The sequence below is a fragment of the Pseudoalteromonas sp. HL-AS2 genome, assembly GCF_031198805.1.
Taxonomy (GTDB): domain Bacteria; phylum Pseudomonadota; class Gammaproteobacteria; order Enterobacterales; family Alteromonadaceae; genus Pseudoalteromonas; species Pseudoalteromonas nigrifaciens.
Map to the genome: position 1 here is coordinate 1,841,109 of NZ_CP133571.1, position 14,948 is coordinate 1,856,056.

Here is a 14,948-nt window from a genome sequence, read left to right on the forward strand (position 1 = left end):
TTTAATTGTATGGCCAAGTAGTTAAGGCCATAACTTTAAAAGTCACAACTCGCGCCAATAAGAGGATTTAATATGACTGAGCAAAATGAACACAGTATCGCAAACTTTGCAGCGTTAAAAACCGCCATAGTAAATGCAGAAGAAGAGTCAGTAAAAGCGCTATTAACAAAGCAACCTATGCAAGATCTTGAAAAAAGTTACCTAATCGATTTAGCCAAATTAAACAGTAATCAGGCTATTTTAAAGATACTCGAAGATATTACCGTTAAAAAATAGCTCATAGCCCTTATACTAAATAGCCAATAAAGCTGTGCTATGTATTAGCACAGCTTTATTTAAATATTTTCAAAGTGATAGCTAATATATTTATTATAAACTTCGCCCGGCTTTAGTATTGAGTTTTCAAAATCTGGAAAGTTTACTGCATCGCTATAATTTTGCGCTTCTAAACACACTCCCTGATCAGGGCTTAATGGTGCGGCTAAAAATGCACCAGTATAAAGCTGTATAGATGCTTGGTCGGTGTACAACGACATTTTAACTTTATTGCGTAATGAGCTTAATACCGCTGCTGCTTTGTTTGCTTGTGGCTGATTTATAACAAAACAATGATCAAACCCTGTTGGCCCTGTTAGTTGTGGGTGCTGAGCTGACTGCAGACGCTGGCCAATAATAACCGGTTGGTCAAAACAAAAGTCACTATTTTTGACACTTAACACTCTACCAGTTGGTAAGCTGTTATTGTCACGCTCTAAATAGCTGGCCGCATTTATTTGTAACGTGAGTGGCAAGCAATTTTGCTCACCTAAATTAAAGTAGCAATGATTAGTAGCGTTAATAGGGGTTGCTTTATTTGTGGTTGCGCTAAAACTCATAGTCAACTTATTATCATGTGATAAAAGATAACGTATTTGCATTTCAACCTTGCCAGGAAAACCTTGGTCGCCATCTTCTGAGCTTAAGCTCAAAATCACTTCGTTGGCAGTACTCGATTGCACTTGCCAAAAACGCAGAGAAAAGTTATCCGCACCGCCATGTAAGCAATTTTCACCATCATTTTTACTCAGTAAATATTGCTCACCTTCAAGCTCAAAACTCGCACCACTAATACGATTAGCAACGCGACCACAGGTAGCACCTAAATAATAAGTATCGGTTAAATAACGACTGCTATCGGCATACCCGACTGTCATTTCTGTGGGTGTATCGTTTACCGGAAATAAAATAGATTTAACCCGCGCGCCATAATTTAATATTTCGACCCGCATGCCTTGCTCATTGCTTAATATATAACTGTGTAATTGATTCATTTACTGTTTTCTTGTTATGTCTATTAGAACACAAAAAAATCAAAGCAACCTAAGCTGCTTTGATTCACTATATTTTGCGTTAAACACGTGAGCAGATAGCTATGGCTGTCATACTCACTGAGTAAGCATTCTGCATTACCACCAAGTAGTATACAAAGCGATTAAGATGATAACTACACCCAATGCCGCTATGTTGAAGTTGCTTGAGGTTTTAAAGTTAACATCGTCTAGGCTAACGCTACTGTCTTGGCCTTTATCTGGCTTAGCTAATGATACAATTACACACAATGCTAAACACAGTAAAAATACTAAGCCTACTCTGTCCATAAATGGCAGCGCTACCCAGTAAACTTTTAACAGGATTGAGAATACAGCCGAGCCAATTGCCGCAGCTAACGCACCCGCTGAACTGGCTTTTGACCAAAACATACCCATTACAAAAATCACTACGATACCTGGAGTAAAGAAACCGGTGAATTCTTGAATATATTGAAACGCTTGATCGAACTTACCTAATAATGGCTCTGCCACAACCAAGGCTATAGCTAAAGATATTAATGCAGCTGAGCGGCCTATAAATACATAATGTTTTTGTGATTTACCTGGTTTTAACTTGCTGTAAATATCCATAGTGAAAATAGTTGAAATACTGTTAGTCATAGAGGCAAGTGATGAAACAATTGCCGCCACTAATGCAGCAAAAATAAGACCTTTAATACCTGTTGGCATTAACGCCATCATAGACGGATACGCTTGATCTGGCGTGGTAAGTTGCGGGTATAAAACAACCGCAGCAATACCTGGCAACACTACAATTACTGGCATTAATAATTTTAAATAGGCAGCAAAGGCAATACCTTTTTGTGCTTCTTTAAGGTTTTTAGCGGCAAGTGCGCGCTGAATAATATATTGATTAAATCCCCAGTAGCTAATGTTCATTATCCACAGGCCACCAATTAATACTGATAAACCAGGTAAACTCATATAATGCGGGCTATCTGGGCTTAAAATCATATCAAAGTGGTTAGGTAGCTGCTCAGTTAAAACACCAAAACCTGCTATTATTCCGTCGCCATCTGCCACTGCATCTAGTGCTAAGTAACTTAAAAACAAGCCACCAAATACCAGCAGTACTACTTGTAAAATATCGGTATAAGCAACGGCTTTCAAACCACCATAAAGTGAATAAGCGACTGAAAATAAGGCTAAAAAGATCATTCCGTACATCCAGTCAACACCGGCAACGGTTTCTATTGCTAAACCACCAAGCCATAAAACAGCGGTTAAATTTACAAATACATATACCGCTAGCCAAAACAGCGCTAACACTGTTTTAACTTTGCTATCAAAGCGTTGCTCTAAATATTGCGGCATAGTAAATATTTCATTTTTAAGAAATATCGGCAGCATATATTTACCTACAATAATTAAGGTAATTGCTGCCATCCACTCATAAGATGCAATAGCTAAACCAATCGCATAGCCCGAACCAGACATGCCAATAATTTGTTCTGCCGATATATTTGAAGCAATTAATGATGCACCAATTGCCCACCAAGGCAGTGCTTTACTAGCAAGAAAGTAGTCTTCAGTATTTTTACTGGCACCTTTCTCCTCTCGCGAGATCCACAGCGCGAGTACTAATAACCCCACCACATAAGTAAAAAATATGGCAATGTCGAGCGGTTGTAATTTCATAACTTTAACCTTGTTGTCTTATTGATTTTTATTGTGTTTTATTAATTACTAAAAGCACCTTGAGAAGCCAGGCATACGTAAACGTCTGCTTGAAGCCCTGTTTTTGCATAATAATGTGTGTCAATAGTGTTACGTACTTGCTCAACTAAATGATCCGGTGTTAAAGCAACGATACAACCACCAAAACCACCACCGGTCATACGCACTCCGCCTTGTTCGCCTAAAACTTGAGCAGTAATATCCACTAAAAAGTCTATTTGAGAGGTAGTAATATCAAAATCATTTTTCATTGATAGGTGCGATTGTGCCATAAGTTGGCTCATGGTTACCATATCATTGACGTTTAGCGCTTTGAGAGCTAATTCGGTACGGGTATTTTCAGTGACTATATGTTTAGCGCGCTTATATATTAATGGCGGTAAATTAGCTTGCTCTGCTTCTAGTTCCTCAAGAGTAACATCGCGCAATGCCGGTTTATTAAAGTGCTTTGCTGCAGCTTCACATTGCTCGCGTCGGGTATTGTATTCGCTGTCGACCAGCCCTCTTTTAACATTAGAGTTAACAATAACTAACGACATTCCCTTTGGAATCACAGCATATTCAAAGGTTAAACTTCTGCAATCGAGCAACATGGCATGCCTTTGCTTGCCCATCGACGAAATTAATTGATCCATAATGCCGCAATTACAGCCGACAAAGTTATTTTCAGCACTTTGTCCCATAAGTGCCGCTTTAACACCATCGAGCGGAATATTGTTTAATGTTGCAAACGTTTTTAAAAGAGCAATTTCAAAACTAGCTGATGAACTCAAACCTGTACCTTGTGGCACATTTCCCGATACCACTAAGTCGGCGCCACTAATATTTGGATAGCTTTGCATTAATGCTTGCAGTGTGCCGCGAATATAATTAACCCACATTTGTTGTTGGCTAAATTCTATTTTATCTAGGCTAAAACTATTGGTTTCGCTGTTACAATCAATTGCTAAGACGTTAATGTTGCGATCAGCTCGTGCTTTTGCAGCAATGTCGGTGCCAAAATTAATCGCAGCGGGTAGCACAAAACCATCATTATAATCTGTGTGTTCACCAATGAGGTTAACGCGCCCAGGTGCATGAAATAGCTGTTCTGGCGGGCAATTAAAATGTTGTTCAAATTGGCTAATAAGCATTGTAGTTCTTGGCATTACTTAGCCTCCTTATAATGTACGTTTGGTACATCACGTAATCTTTGTGCTGCTTGCTCTGGGGTTAAATCACGTTGTGATTCAGCCATCATTTCGTAACCCACCATAAATTTACGCACAGTAGCTGAGCGTAATAATGGTGGAAAAAAGCTTGCATGAAGCTGCCATTCACTATGCTCTTGCCCATCATAAGGCGCGCCGTGCCAGCCCATAGAATATGGGAACGAACAATTAAATAAATTGTCGTATTTAGTGGTAATTTGTTTTAATGCATCGGCTAGAGTTACCGCTTGTTCTGGGGTTAAGTCGACCATACGTGTTAACGCAAAACGCGGTAATAATAAGGTTTCAAATGGCCAGCCTGCCCAGTACGGTACAACCACCAGCCAATCTTCATTTTTAACAACAACACGCTCGCCCGACTGCGCTTCACGCTGAGCGTAATCAAGTAATAAGTTACTGTTATATTTTTTAGCATAGTCGCTCAGCGCATGTTGTTTTTTATTTACCAAAGTAGGTAATTGCTGCTGCGACCAAATTTGGCCATGCGGATGCGGATTTGAGCACCCCATCATCGCCCCTTTGTTTTCGAATACCTGCACCCAGTTATACTTTTCGCCTAACTCTAAGCACTGGCTTTGCCACGTTTTAACAATGTCGGTAATAGCGCTAATACTAAGTTGCGGTAAGGTTTTGCTGTGATCTGGAGAGAAGCAAATAACACGGCTTTCGCCTTGCTCTGTGGCCATTTTAAATAGCGGATCATTTGTTTTAAATTCTGGAGTATCAATTTTCAGAGCTGCAAAGTCATTAGTAAACACATAAGTTTTTTTATAGTTGTCATTAACCTCACCGTTTATGCGAGTATTACCAGCACATAAAAAACAGCTTTCATCATGACTTTCTCTAACGTCTTCATCGAGAGTTTCAACTTGTCCCTGCCAAGGTCGCTTGGCACGATGCGGTGAAACTAACACCCATTCGTCAATCAATGGATTGTAGCGACGATGTGGATGCTCAGTAGGGTCAAAAATTGTATCCATAAGTATCTCAAATGTGGTTTATGATAAAACCGAAAAGGGTAAACGCTTACCCCGCTATTTGCAACCTAAAAAATCAACATATACAGCCCACGTTAAATAGTGTAAATTTTATTATAAACAGGATGTAGAAAACGATTACCCGCCAATGACAACAATAAAAGATGTAGCCAGAATTGCAGGCGTGTCTATCGCCTCGGTATCTCGTGTAATTAATAATGGCCCTAAAGTAAGTAAGGCAACCATAGAAAAAGTAAATAAAGTAATGCAAGAGCTTGGCTACACGCCCAATGCTAATGCACGTGCTTTAGTAACCCGAAAAAGCATGACCATAGGCGTGGTGATCCCCGAACTTACCGACCCATTTTTTGCATTATTAGCCAGCGGGGTAGATAAAGTAGCCCGCGAAAATAATATGCAATTGTTGTTAAGTACCGCAGGACAAAGTGTAGAATCTGAACGCGCTGCTATCAATTTATTACTTGAGCGCCGCTGCCAAACTGTTGTTATGCATAGTAAAATAATTCCTGACTGCGAACTAATTACTTTATGTGAAAAACTCCCCGGCTTAGTGCTTATCAATAGACACATTGAGCAAATAAAACATAAATGTATTTGGTTAGATAACGAAGAAGGCGCAAAAATAGCAGCGCGCCATCTAATGACGCTCAAACATAAAAACATTGCCTGTATAAGCAGTAAATATCAAATTGAAGATCCTGCGCTACGCCTTAATGGCTTTTCGGCAGAACTAAATATGGCAGGCAGCCCCATTAGCCCTGCGCTGATTAAATACGCGGAGCCTACCCTACAAGGCGGACAAAGCGCTGCGCAAAACTTATTAGCCTCTGGGCAGCCCTTCAGCGCTATTTTTGTTTATAACGATGCTATGGCTATTGGTGCTATTTCAACACTTGAAGATAATGGCTATAAAGTACCCGGTGATGTGTCGGTGATTGGTTTTGATGATGTGCTGATTGCACGTTATTCAAGGCCAAAACTAACCACTCTAAACTATCCCATTGAAAAAATGGCGCAGCACGCAGCTCAGTTGGCGTTAACACACTTTAAAAATGAAATAGTTGAAAGTGTCAGTCACAGTGAGCATAAATATTTACCCCGCTTGGTCAAACGAGAGTCAACGAGTATCAAAAATAGCCCATAACCAAAAAAAGTTGATGAGCAATACCCTAAAGTATTACCGCATCAACTTATGCATAAATTATAAATAACTTAATCGTAATTAAAACAATGCTTTATTGCGGTACTCTTACCACGCCTTCCATTAGTACCCGTGCACTGCGGCTCATACTGGCTTTAGTTACTTGCCAGTTACCATCCGTATTTGTAGCGTGTGCGCCTACTTTTAAGGTGCCCGATGGGTGACCAAAGTTAACTTCACTCAATGCCCCGCCACCAGCGGCTAAATTAACTAACGTACCGTCAATTGCCGCAGCGGTACCAATAGCTACTGCTGCTGTGCCCATCATTGCATGGTGTAATTTACCCATAGACATAGCGCGCACTAACAAGTTAATTTCACTGGCGTTAATTTGCTTACCGCTTGACGCTTTGTAATTTTGTGCTGCACCAACAAATGCCACTTTAGGTGTATGTTGGCGTGCTGCTGCCTCATCAATATTTTGTATGAGTCCCATTTTAACTGCGCCATAGGCACGAATGGTTTCAAGCTTTTCAAGCGCTGCTGCATCTGCGTTTATATCATCTTGCAATTCAGTGCCGGTATAACCAATGTCGCTTGCATTAACAAAAATGGTGGGAATGCCTGCGTTGATCATCGTCGCTTTTAAAGTACCGACTCCCGGCACTTCTAGGTCATCAACCACATTGCCAGTTGGGAATAACGCCCCGTCGCCATCTGCAGGGTCAATAAATTCCAGTTTTACTTCAGCTGCTGCAAATGTAACGCCGTCTAGCTCAAAGTCACCGGTTTCTTGTACTTCGCCATTAGTCATAGGTACATGCACTAAAATGCTTTTTTTAATATTGGCTTGCCACACACGTACAACAGCAACGCCATTATCGGGTACACGGCTTTTATCAACTAAGTCATTACTAATAGCAAAAGCACCGACAGCTGCGGTTAAATTACCGCAGTTGCCGCTAAAATCAACAAACGCTTTATCTATTGCCACTTGGCCAAATAAATAGTCAACATCGTGATCGGCTTGCGCACTTTTACTTAAAATAACCGTTTTACTGGTGCTAGATGTAGCACCGCCCATACCATCGGTTTGTTTGCCGTACGGATCTGGGCTGCCAATAACGCGCAGTAATAAGTTATTACGTGCCTCACCTGCCACTTGGGCAGGCTTTGGCAAGTCACTAAGGTTAAAAAACACCCCTTTACTAGTACCGCCACGCATGTATGTGGCAGGTACTTTAATTTGTGGTTTAAACATAATTAACCCTGCCCTTATGCTGTTTTTGTAGCTTCTAAAAAGTCTTGTGCAAAGCGTTGTAATACACCACCTGCAGCATAAATAGACAGCTCTTCTTGTGTATCTATACGACATTTCATTGGTACGTTTAGTACTTCGCCATTTTTACGAGTGATCGACAAGTTAAGTGTGCAACCAGGGGTTGGTTCACCCGTTACATCGTAACTTTCACTGCCATCTAGTTTGAGTGTTTTACGAGTTGTTCCCGCTTTAAACTCTAACGGTAAAACACCCATACCCACTAAGTTAGTACGGTGAATACGCTCAAACCCTTCAGCTGCAATTACTTCAACACCCGCGAGTCTTACGCCTTTTGCCGCCCAATCGCGCGACGAGCCTTGGCCATAATCTGCGCCTGCCACAATAATAAGTGGTTGCTTACGCTGCATGTATGCTTCGATAGCTTCCCACATGCGAGTATTTTTCCCCTCTGGTTCTATGCGCGCGTACGAACCTTGCTTAATTTCGCCGCTTTCATCTAGTACCATTTCATTTAGCAATTTAGGGTTAGCAAACGTAGCGCGCTGCGCTGTTAAATGATCGCCCCTATGGGTTGCGTATGAGTTAAAATCTTCCTCAGGTACGTTCATTTTTAATAGGTATTCACCCGCGGCACTGCTGGCCATTATCGCATTTGAAGGCGATAAGTGATCGGTTGTAATGTTATCGCCAAGTACTGCCAGTGCACGCATACCTGTCATGGTACGCTCGCCTGCTAATGCACCTTCCCAATAAGGAGGTCGGCGAATATAAGTGCTTTCTGGACGCCATTCGTATAGCGGGTCGTTATCTTCACCGTAATCTACGGTTAAGTTAAACATGGGCTCGTATACTTTTCTAAATTGCTCTGGCTTAACGCTTTGCTTAACTACTGCGTCAATTTCTTCATCTGACGGCCATAAATCTTTAAGGGTAACGTCGTTACCTTGCTGATCTTTACCTAGTATATCTTTTTCAATATCAAAACGAATCGTACCGGCAATTGCATAAGCAACAACCAAAGGCGGCGATGCTAAAAACGCTTGTTTGGCGTAAGGATGAATACGGCCGTCAAAGTTACGGTTACCCGACAGTACCGCGGTGGCGTATAAGTCGCGATCAATCACTTCTTTTTGAATTACAGGGTCAAGCGCGCCACTCATGCCATTACACGTAGTACAAGCAAAACCAACAATACCAAAACCTAGCTGTTCAAGTTCGGTAAGTAAGTTAGCGTCTTCTAGGTACGATTGCACGGCTTTAGAGCCCGGTGCTAATGAGGTTTTTACCCAAGGTTTACGCGTTAACCCCTTGGCGTTAGCATTACGCGCAAGTAATGCCGCGGCAATCACGTTGCGTGGGTTACTGGTGTTTGTACAGCTGGTAATAGCGGCAATAATACACGCACCATCTGGCATTAAGCCTGCTTCGTTTTCAACTACGCCTGAAATACCTTCTTTAGCTAAATCGCTTGTAGATACACGGCGATGTGGATTTGATGGCCCAGCAATGTTGCGCCCCACACTTGATAAATCAAACTTAAGCACGCGATCGTACTGCGCTGTTTTTAAGCTATCGCTCCACAAGCCGGTGGTTTTAGCGTAGTTTTCTACCAGTGCAATTTGCTCTTCTTCACGACCCGTTAAACGCAAATAATCTATGGTCATATCGTCGATGTAAAACATCGCCGCTGTGGCACCAAATTCAGGCGTCATATTTGAAATAGTGGCACGATCGCCCAGCGTAAGTGCATCGGCACCTTCACCGTAAAATTCTAAGTATGCTGATACCACACGCTGCGCGCGTAAAAACTCAGTAATAGCCAGTACGATATCGGTAGCGGTAATACCCGGTTGGCGCTTACCTGTTAGCTCAACCCCTACAATGTCTGGCAGGCGCATGTACGAAGCACGCCCTAACATTACGCTTTCTGCTTCAAGGCCACCTACACCCACAGCAATAACACCCAGTGCATCAACGTGTGGAGTATGGCTGTCTGTACCTACTAAGGTATCTGGGAAGGCAATACCATCGCGGTTTTGAATTACCGGCGACATTTTTTCAAGGTTAATTTGATGCATAATGCCGTTACCTGGCGGGATCACATCAATATTTTTAAACGCTGTTTTGGTCCAGTTTATAAAATGGAAACGGTCATCGTTACGTCTGTCTTCTATAGCACGGTTTTTTTCAAATGCATCGGGATCAAACCCTGCATGCTCTACCGACAAAGAGTGATCTACAATTAATTGCGTAGGTACAACTGGGTTTACTTTAGACGGATCGCCACCTTTAGCTGCAATCGCGTCACGCAGTCCAGCTAAGTCAACCAGTGCAGTTTGACCCAAAATATCGTGACACACTACACGCGCCGGATACCAAGGAAAGTCTAAATCTTGTTTGCGTTCGATCAACTGGTTTAGTGCATCGGTAAGCATTGCTGGATCGCAGCGGCGCACTAAGTTTTCGGCAAATACACGTGATGTATAAGGCAGTGTTGCATATGCACCTGGTTTAATTGCATCAACAGCTGCTTGAGCATCAAAATAATCAACGTTTGAATTAGGTAAGGGTTTTCGATATTCAGTATTATTTATTATAGTCATTAAAATATTCGCTAATTTGGTGACGGTGGTTGTGCACTACTAGCTTATTTAAGGAGGGAGTGAAAAGTGATGAGCCTTAAAATAGTGTGCAGCAAATAAAAAAGGTGAGCACTTTACGTGCCCACCAAATAATTTTAACGTGATTCGATAGGTGTGTAGCTACGTGCATCTGGCCCAGTGTAATCAGCACTTGGACGAATAATACGGTTATTTGCACGTTGCTCTTTAACGTGTGCTGTCCAACCTGTTACGCGGCTCATTACAAATATTGGCGTAAATAATTTGGTCGGAATATCCATAAAGTGATACGCCGATGCGTGGAAGAAATCAGCATTACAAAATAACTTTTTCTCGCGCCACATTACTTCTTCACAACGAACAGACACAGGGTAAAGTACATCATCACCTACTTCTGCTGCGAGCTTTTCAGACCACTTTTTAATAATTACGTTACGTGGATCTGATTCGCGATAAATAGCGTGGCCAAAGCCCATAATTTTATCTTTACGCTCAAGCATGCCCATAATTTCTTGCTCTGCTTGATCTGCGCTGGTGAAGTTTTCAATCATATCCATTGCCGCTTCGTTAGCACCACCATGTAATGGCCCACGTAACGTACCTATGGCACCGGTTACACATGAATGAATATCAGATAGCGTTGATGCACACACACGACCAGTAAAGGTTGAGGCATTAAATTCATGCTCTGCGTATAAAATTAGTGACACATTCATTACTTGAGCAAATAGCTCAGACGGGGCTTTATCGTGTAATAAGGTTAAAAAATGCGCGCCAACTGAGTCATCATCTGTTTGCGTTTCAATGCGTACGCCATCATGCGTAAAGCGATACCAGTAACAAATAATACTTGGAAATACTGCAACCATGCGGTCAATCGCATCATTGGCTTCGCTAAAATCATTTTCCATTTCAAGGTTACCCAGCATAGAGCAACCTGTGCGCATCACATCCATTGGGTGTGCGTCTTTTGGAATGTTCTCAAGCACTGTTTTAAGTGCTTGTGGTAAGCCGCGTAAGCTTTTTAGTTTAGCTTTGTATTCTGCAAGCTCACCGGTTGTTGGTAATTCGCCACGAGATAATAAAAACGATACTTCTTCAAACTGCGCTTTTTCAGCAAGCTCGCTAATATCGTAACCACAATAAGTTAAACCTGAACCTGTTTGGCCTACTGTACATAATGCAGTTTGACCTGCTACTTGTCCGCGTAAACCTGCACCCGCTAATACTTTAGTACTCATAATTTATCTCCTTAAATTGTTATTATTATTTAGTTGATGAAAAAAGGTTATCTAGGGTATTTTCATAGGTGTGATAATCTAAAAAATCATAAAGCTCAGCACGGGTTTGCATATTTTCAATTTGGCTTTGTTGCGAACCTTCATTTAAAATTGAGCTATATACATTATAGGCTGCTTTGTTCATCGCTCTAAATGCGCTTAATGGGTAAAGCACCATTTCAACGCCTACATCGCCTAACTGCTCTTTAGTATAAATAGGCGTTTGACCAAACTCAGTAATGTTAGCCAATACAGGAACGTTAATCGCTTTTGTAAATGCTTGGTAGTCGGCAAGGTCGTGCACGGCTTCTGCAAAAATGGCGTCTGCACCGGCTTCAACACACGCTGCTGCGCGCTCAATAGCGGCATTTAAACCTTCTTTTTGAAACGCATCGGTACGTGCCATAATGTAAAAGTCACTATCGGTTTTTGCATCTACAGCAGCTTTAATACGGTCAACCATTTCACCTTGGCTAACTATTTCTTTATTTGGGCGGTGGCCACAACGCTTTTGCGCTACTTGGTCTTCAATATGGAAACCGGCAGCGCCTGCTTTAGTCATTTCTTTTACTGTACGGGCAATATTAAACGCACCACCCCAACCTGTATCAGCATCTACTAATAAAGGTAAGTCGCTTGCACCGGTAATACGGCGAATATCTTCAAGCACGTTATCAAGGCTAGTCATACCTAAATCAGGCATACCAAAAGAAGCATTGGCAACACCAGCACCCGATAAGTAAATTGCCTGATGACCCATTTTTTCAGCCATCATTGCTGTGTACGCATTAATAGTACCCACTATTTGTAATGGGTGATTATTGGCAATAGCCTGTTTAAACTTTGATCCTGCTGACATTCGTTTCTCCTAACTTTGAACGGTGGCTGCTCTGGGGCAGTTTTGATATTTTAAATACTAAAACGATTTATTTAACTGGCTTTAGTTTGCGCTGCAAGTAAATCAAATTTAGTTTGAATATTGGCTTGTGAAGCACTTATGTGGCGCTTCATCAACATTTCGGCTAATTCACCATCGTGGTTTTCAATCGCATTAATAATAGCTAAGTGCTCATCAAATGCTTTTGATACCCGCGGACCAACCATACCCATTTGTACGCGGTACATTCTTATTAATTGATAAAGGTCGTGGCATAGCAAATGAATCAAGTGGGCATTTTTACTGCCTTTAATAATGCGGTAATGAAAATCTAAATCACCTGCTTCTTGATAGTACGACTCGCCTTCTTTTACTCGTTGCGTTTTTAAATGCTGATTAAGTAATTGCTTTAGACCTTGGACTTCATCGGCTGCCATATTGTCGGCAGCAAGACGACACGCCAAGCCCTCTAAGGCACTGCGCACTTGATAAACTTCTATCAAGCGATCTGCTGTTAACGATACAACTCGGCAACCTATGTTGGCTTTACGCTCAACTAAATAACAGCTTTCTAAACGATTTAACGCTTCACGCAGCGTTGCACGGCTCACTCCATAACGCTTTGCCAGTTCTGGCTCAGATATTTTACTGCCTTGTGCTATGCTGCCCTCTACTATTTCTCGGCGCATATTTACAAACACTTGATCTGATGCGGTTGTAATAGGTGTTTCATTTAACAGGCTTTGCGTCATAGGTACTATTAGATTGTCGACAATTTATAAAGCCACTATGAACTCACTACCACTAAGTGTCAACCCTAAAACAGTATGTAAAACTTAAAAAACACACTTATTGTCGACATCACTAGCCTAAAGTATAATAATTATCTGCTCTAAAGTGATAAACCACTGCTAAGTGTCGACACCAATAAAAACTAATTTTTTACCTGTTAAGCACTGAAACACACTTTAAGAAATGTTATTATTTGTCTTTAATATAACGACTGGCCAAACCGTGGACGCAAATACCTTTATCCCCGAGCACTTTATCGATGATGTAAAAACCTATTTACCTGCACACCTAGATATAGACGACTTTATTAATGCTTGCCGGCGGCCACTACGAAAATCTATTCGTGTTAATACCTTAAAAATATCTGTTACTGAGTTTAAGCAATACGCTAAGCAAAAAAATTGGCTACTCACTCCTATTCCATGGTGCGAGGAAGGTTTTTGGTTAGAGCGCCCTGCCGCAGAAGAGCAAAACCTAGCACTTGGCAATACCGATCTTCACCTTAGCGGTGCTATGTATGTTCAAGAAGCAAGCTCCATGCTGCCCCCCATAGCACTAAAACAAAGTATAGAGCACACTAATTACGTTCTTGATATGGCATCTGCACCTGGCTCTAAAACTTCGCAGCTTGCTGCACTAATGAATAACCAAGGGGTGTTGGTTGCAAATGAGCTTTCGTCATCACGCTTAAAAGTACTTAGCGCTACTTTAAAACGCATGGGAGTAGGTAACTGTGCGTTATCGCATTTTGATGGGGTGATTTTTGGTAATTATATGTTTGAGTGCTTTGATAGCATTTTACTCGATGCCCCCTGCTCTGGCGAAGGCACAGTACGAAAAGATGCAGATGCACTAAAAAATTGGTCAATCGACTCTAATATTGAAATTGCCCAAGTACAAAAAGATCTAATTAAAAGTGCATTTTACGCCTTAAAGCCCGGTGGAACCTTAGTGTATTCAACCTGTACGCTTACTCCACTTGAAAACCAACACGTGTGCGACTTTTTACTCAGTGAATTTGGCGACTGTATAATACCCGAGTCTTTAAGTGATCTATTTCCTGGCGCAAGTAAAGCAACTACGCCAGAGGGGTATTTACATGTGTGGCCGCAAACGTTTGACAGTGAAGGCTTTTTTATTGCCAAATTCAAAAAACAAGCAAGTAGTGACAACCCTAATCTAAAAGTCAAAAAAGGTGCTTTTCCGTTTCAGCAATTTGAGAGCAAAAAAAGTGCTGTTTTTATGCAAACACTTAAGCAACAATTTGGTTTAAATACCTTACCGGGCACATTAATGCAGCGCGATAAAGAGCTGTGGTTATTTCCGCAGGAGTTTGAAGCTGTGCAAAACAAAATTAAATACGCCCGTTTAGGCATTCAACTTGGTGCCATTCATAATAATGGCGTGCGTTTAGCCCACGAGTTTGCAACCGCATTTGGTAAGCAGTGTAAAAGTAATGTATTGCCTTTAACCGACACTCAAGCTAACGACTACTTTCAGGGTAAGGATATTCGCTTAGCTGATGTAAGCCAAAATACAGGAGAAGTTATTTTAACTTTATGTGGCTGCCCTATTGGCTTAGGTAAATGGCAAAAAAATAAAGTTAAAAACTCACTCCCACGCGATCTAGTACAAAATACGCAGCTAATAACATGGGCACAAAGCAATTAAACAGCGTTTAATGTAAAATGTGAGTATT

The 14,948-nt window shown here is 41.4% G+C and carries 12 protein-coding genes; 3 read left to right on the forward strand and 9 right to left on the reverse strand.

Going from position 1 to position 14,948, the window contains the following annotated elements; translation table 11 throughout:
- The first annotated feature begins 72 nt into the window (after nt 1-72).
- Complete coding sequence (locus RB215_RS08635; protein ID WP_309216223.1) at nt 73-276, forward strand: hypothetical protein; 204 nt, start codon at nt 73-75, stop codon at nt 274-276.
- 59 nt (nt 277-335) lie between these two features.
- On the opposite strand, the gene RB215_RS08640 is transcribed toward RB215_RS08635, so the two are convergent.
- The 4 genes from RB215_RS08640 to RB215_RS08655 form a co-directional block, all read right to left on the reverse strand.
- The gene (locus tag RB215_RS08640; RefSeq protein ID WP_197182547.1) at nt 336-1,310 is read right to left on the reverse strand and encodes an aldose epimerase family protein; all 975 of its coding nucleotides are present in this window, start codon (nt 1,308-1,310) and stop codon (nt 336-338) included.
- Nucleotides 1,311-1,445: 135 nt separating this feature from the next.
- A complete protein-coding gene (locus RB215_RS08645; RefSeq protein WP_011328444.1) occupies nt 1,446-3,008 on the reverse strand; it encodes a sodium/sugar symporter in 1,563 nt (520 codons plus the stop codon).
- Between the two features lie 41 nt (nt 3,009-3,049).
- Nucleotides 3,050-4,195 (reverse strand): galactokinase, encoded by a 1,146-nt coding sequence (gene galK, locus RB215_RS08650; protein WP_309216224.1) that lies wholly within the window; start codon nt 4,193-4,195, stop codon nt 3,050-3,052.
- Nucleotides 4,195-5,238, reverse strand: a complete 1,044-nt coding sequence (locus RB215_RS08655) for a UDP-glucose--hexose-1-phosphate uridylyltransferase (RefSeq protein WP_192532089.1) — start codon at nt 5,236-5,238, stop codon at nt 4,195-4,197. The genes galK and RB215_RS08655 overlap by 1 nt, the downstream gene beginning before the upstream one ends.
- Before the next feature lie 145 nt (nt 5,239-5,383).
- Here RB215_RS08655 and RB215_RS08660 point away from each other — a divergent pair, with 145 nt between their 5' ends.
- Nucleotides 5,384-6,400 carry a LacI family DNA-binding transcriptional regulator gene (locus RB215_RS08660; protein ID WP_011328447.1) on the forward strand — a complete coding sequence of 339 codons (1,017 nt, stop codon included), beginning with the start codon at nt 5,384-5,386 and terminating at the stop codon, nt 6,398-6,400.
- 91 nt (nt 6,401-6,491) lie between these two features.
- Here RB215_RS08660 and prpF read toward each other — a convergent pair whose 3' ends face one another.
- From prpF to RB215_RS08685, 5 genes are all read right to left on the reverse strand, one after another.
- Entirely contained in the window at nt 6,492-7,658 is a 1,167-nt protein-coding gene (gene prpF / locus RB215_RS08665) for a 2-methylaconitate cis-trans isomerase PrpF (RefSeq protein ID WP_197108147.1), read from the reverse strand.
- 14 nt (nt 7,659-7,672) lie between these two features.
- Nucleotides 7,673-10,282: a Fe/S-dependent 2-methylisocitrate dehydratase AcnD gene (gene acnD / locus RB215_RS08670; protein WP_011328449.1), complete on the reverse strand. Its 2,610-nt coding sequence runs from the start codon at nt 10,280-10,282 to the stop codon at nt 7,673-7,675.
- 134 nt (nt 10,283-10,416) lie between these two features.
- Entirely contained in the window at nt 10,417-11,541 is a 1,125-nt protein-coding gene (gene prpC, locus RB215_RS08675) for a 2-methylcitrate synthase (RefSeq protein ID WP_086994992.1), read from the reverse strand.
- A gap of 25 nt (nt 11,542-11,566) precedes the next feature.
- Entirely contained in the window at nt 11,567-12,439 is an 873-nt protein-coding gene (prpB, locus tag RB215_RS08680) for a methylisocitrate lyase (protein WP_011328451.1), read from the reverse strand.
- 71 nt (nt 12,440-12,510) lie between these two features.
- Nucleotides 12,511-13,209 carry a GntR family transcriptional regulator gene (locus tag RB215_RS08685; protein ID WP_011328452.1) on the reverse strand — a complete coding sequence of 233 codons (699 nt, stop codon included), beginning with the start codon at nt 13,207-13,209 and terminating at the stop codon, nt 12,511-12,513.
- 262 nt (nt 13,210-13,471) lie between these two features.
- On the opposite strand from RB215_RS08685, the gene rsmF reads away from it, so the two are divergent.
- A complete protein-coding gene (rsmF, locus tag RB215_RS08690) occupies nt 13,472-14,920 on the forward strand; it encodes a 16S rRNA (cytosine(1407)-C(5))-methyltransferase RsmF (RefSeq protein ID WP_182683400.1) in 1,449 nt (482 codons plus the stop codon).
- Nucleotides 14,921-14,948: the final 28 nt, after the last annotated feature.

Bases quoted from the DNA above. Each gene is read 5' to 3' on its own strand.
- RB215_RS08635 (WP_309216223.1), top strand. From the start codon at position 73: ATGACTGAGCAAAATGAACACAGTATCGCAAACTTTGCAGCGTTAAAA.
- RB215_RS08640 (WP_197182547.1), bottom strand. From the start codon at position 1,310: ATGAATCAATTACACAGTTATATATTAAGCAATGAGCAAGGCATGCGG.
- RB215_RS08645 (WP_011328444.1), bottom strand. From the start codon at position 3,008: ATGAAATTACAACCGCTCGACATTGCCATATTTTTTACTTATGTGGTG.
- galK (WP_309216224.1), bottom strand. From the start codon at position 4,195: ATGCCAAGAACTACAATGCTTATTAGCCAATTTGAACAACATTTTAAT.
- RB215_RS08655 (WP_192532089.1), bottom strand. From the start codon at position 5,238: ATGGATACAATTTTTGACCCTACTGAGCATCCACATCGTCGCTACAAT.
- RB215_RS08660 (WP_011328447.1), top strand. From the start codon at position 5,384: ATGACAACAATAAAAGATGTAGCCAGAATTGCAGGCGTGTCTATCGCC.
- prpF (WP_197108147.1), bottom strand. From the start codon at position 7,658: ATGTTTAAACCACAAATTAAAGTACCTGCCACATACATGCGTGGCGGT.
- acnD (WP_011328449.1), bottom strand. From the start codon at position 10,282: ATGACTATAATAAATAATACTGAATATCGAAAACCCTTACCTAATTCA.
- prpC (WP_086994992.1), bottom strand. From the start codon at position 11,541: ATGAGTACTAAAGTATTAGCGGGTGCAGGTTTACGCGGACAAGTAGCA.
- prpB (WP_011328451.1), bottom strand. From the start codon at position 12,439: ATGTCAGCAGGATCAAAGTTTAAACAGGCTATTGCCAATAATCACCCA.
- RB215_RS08685 (WP_011328452.1), bottom strand. From the start codon at position 13,209: ATGACGCAAAGCCTGTTAAATGAAACACCTATTACAACCGCATCAGAT.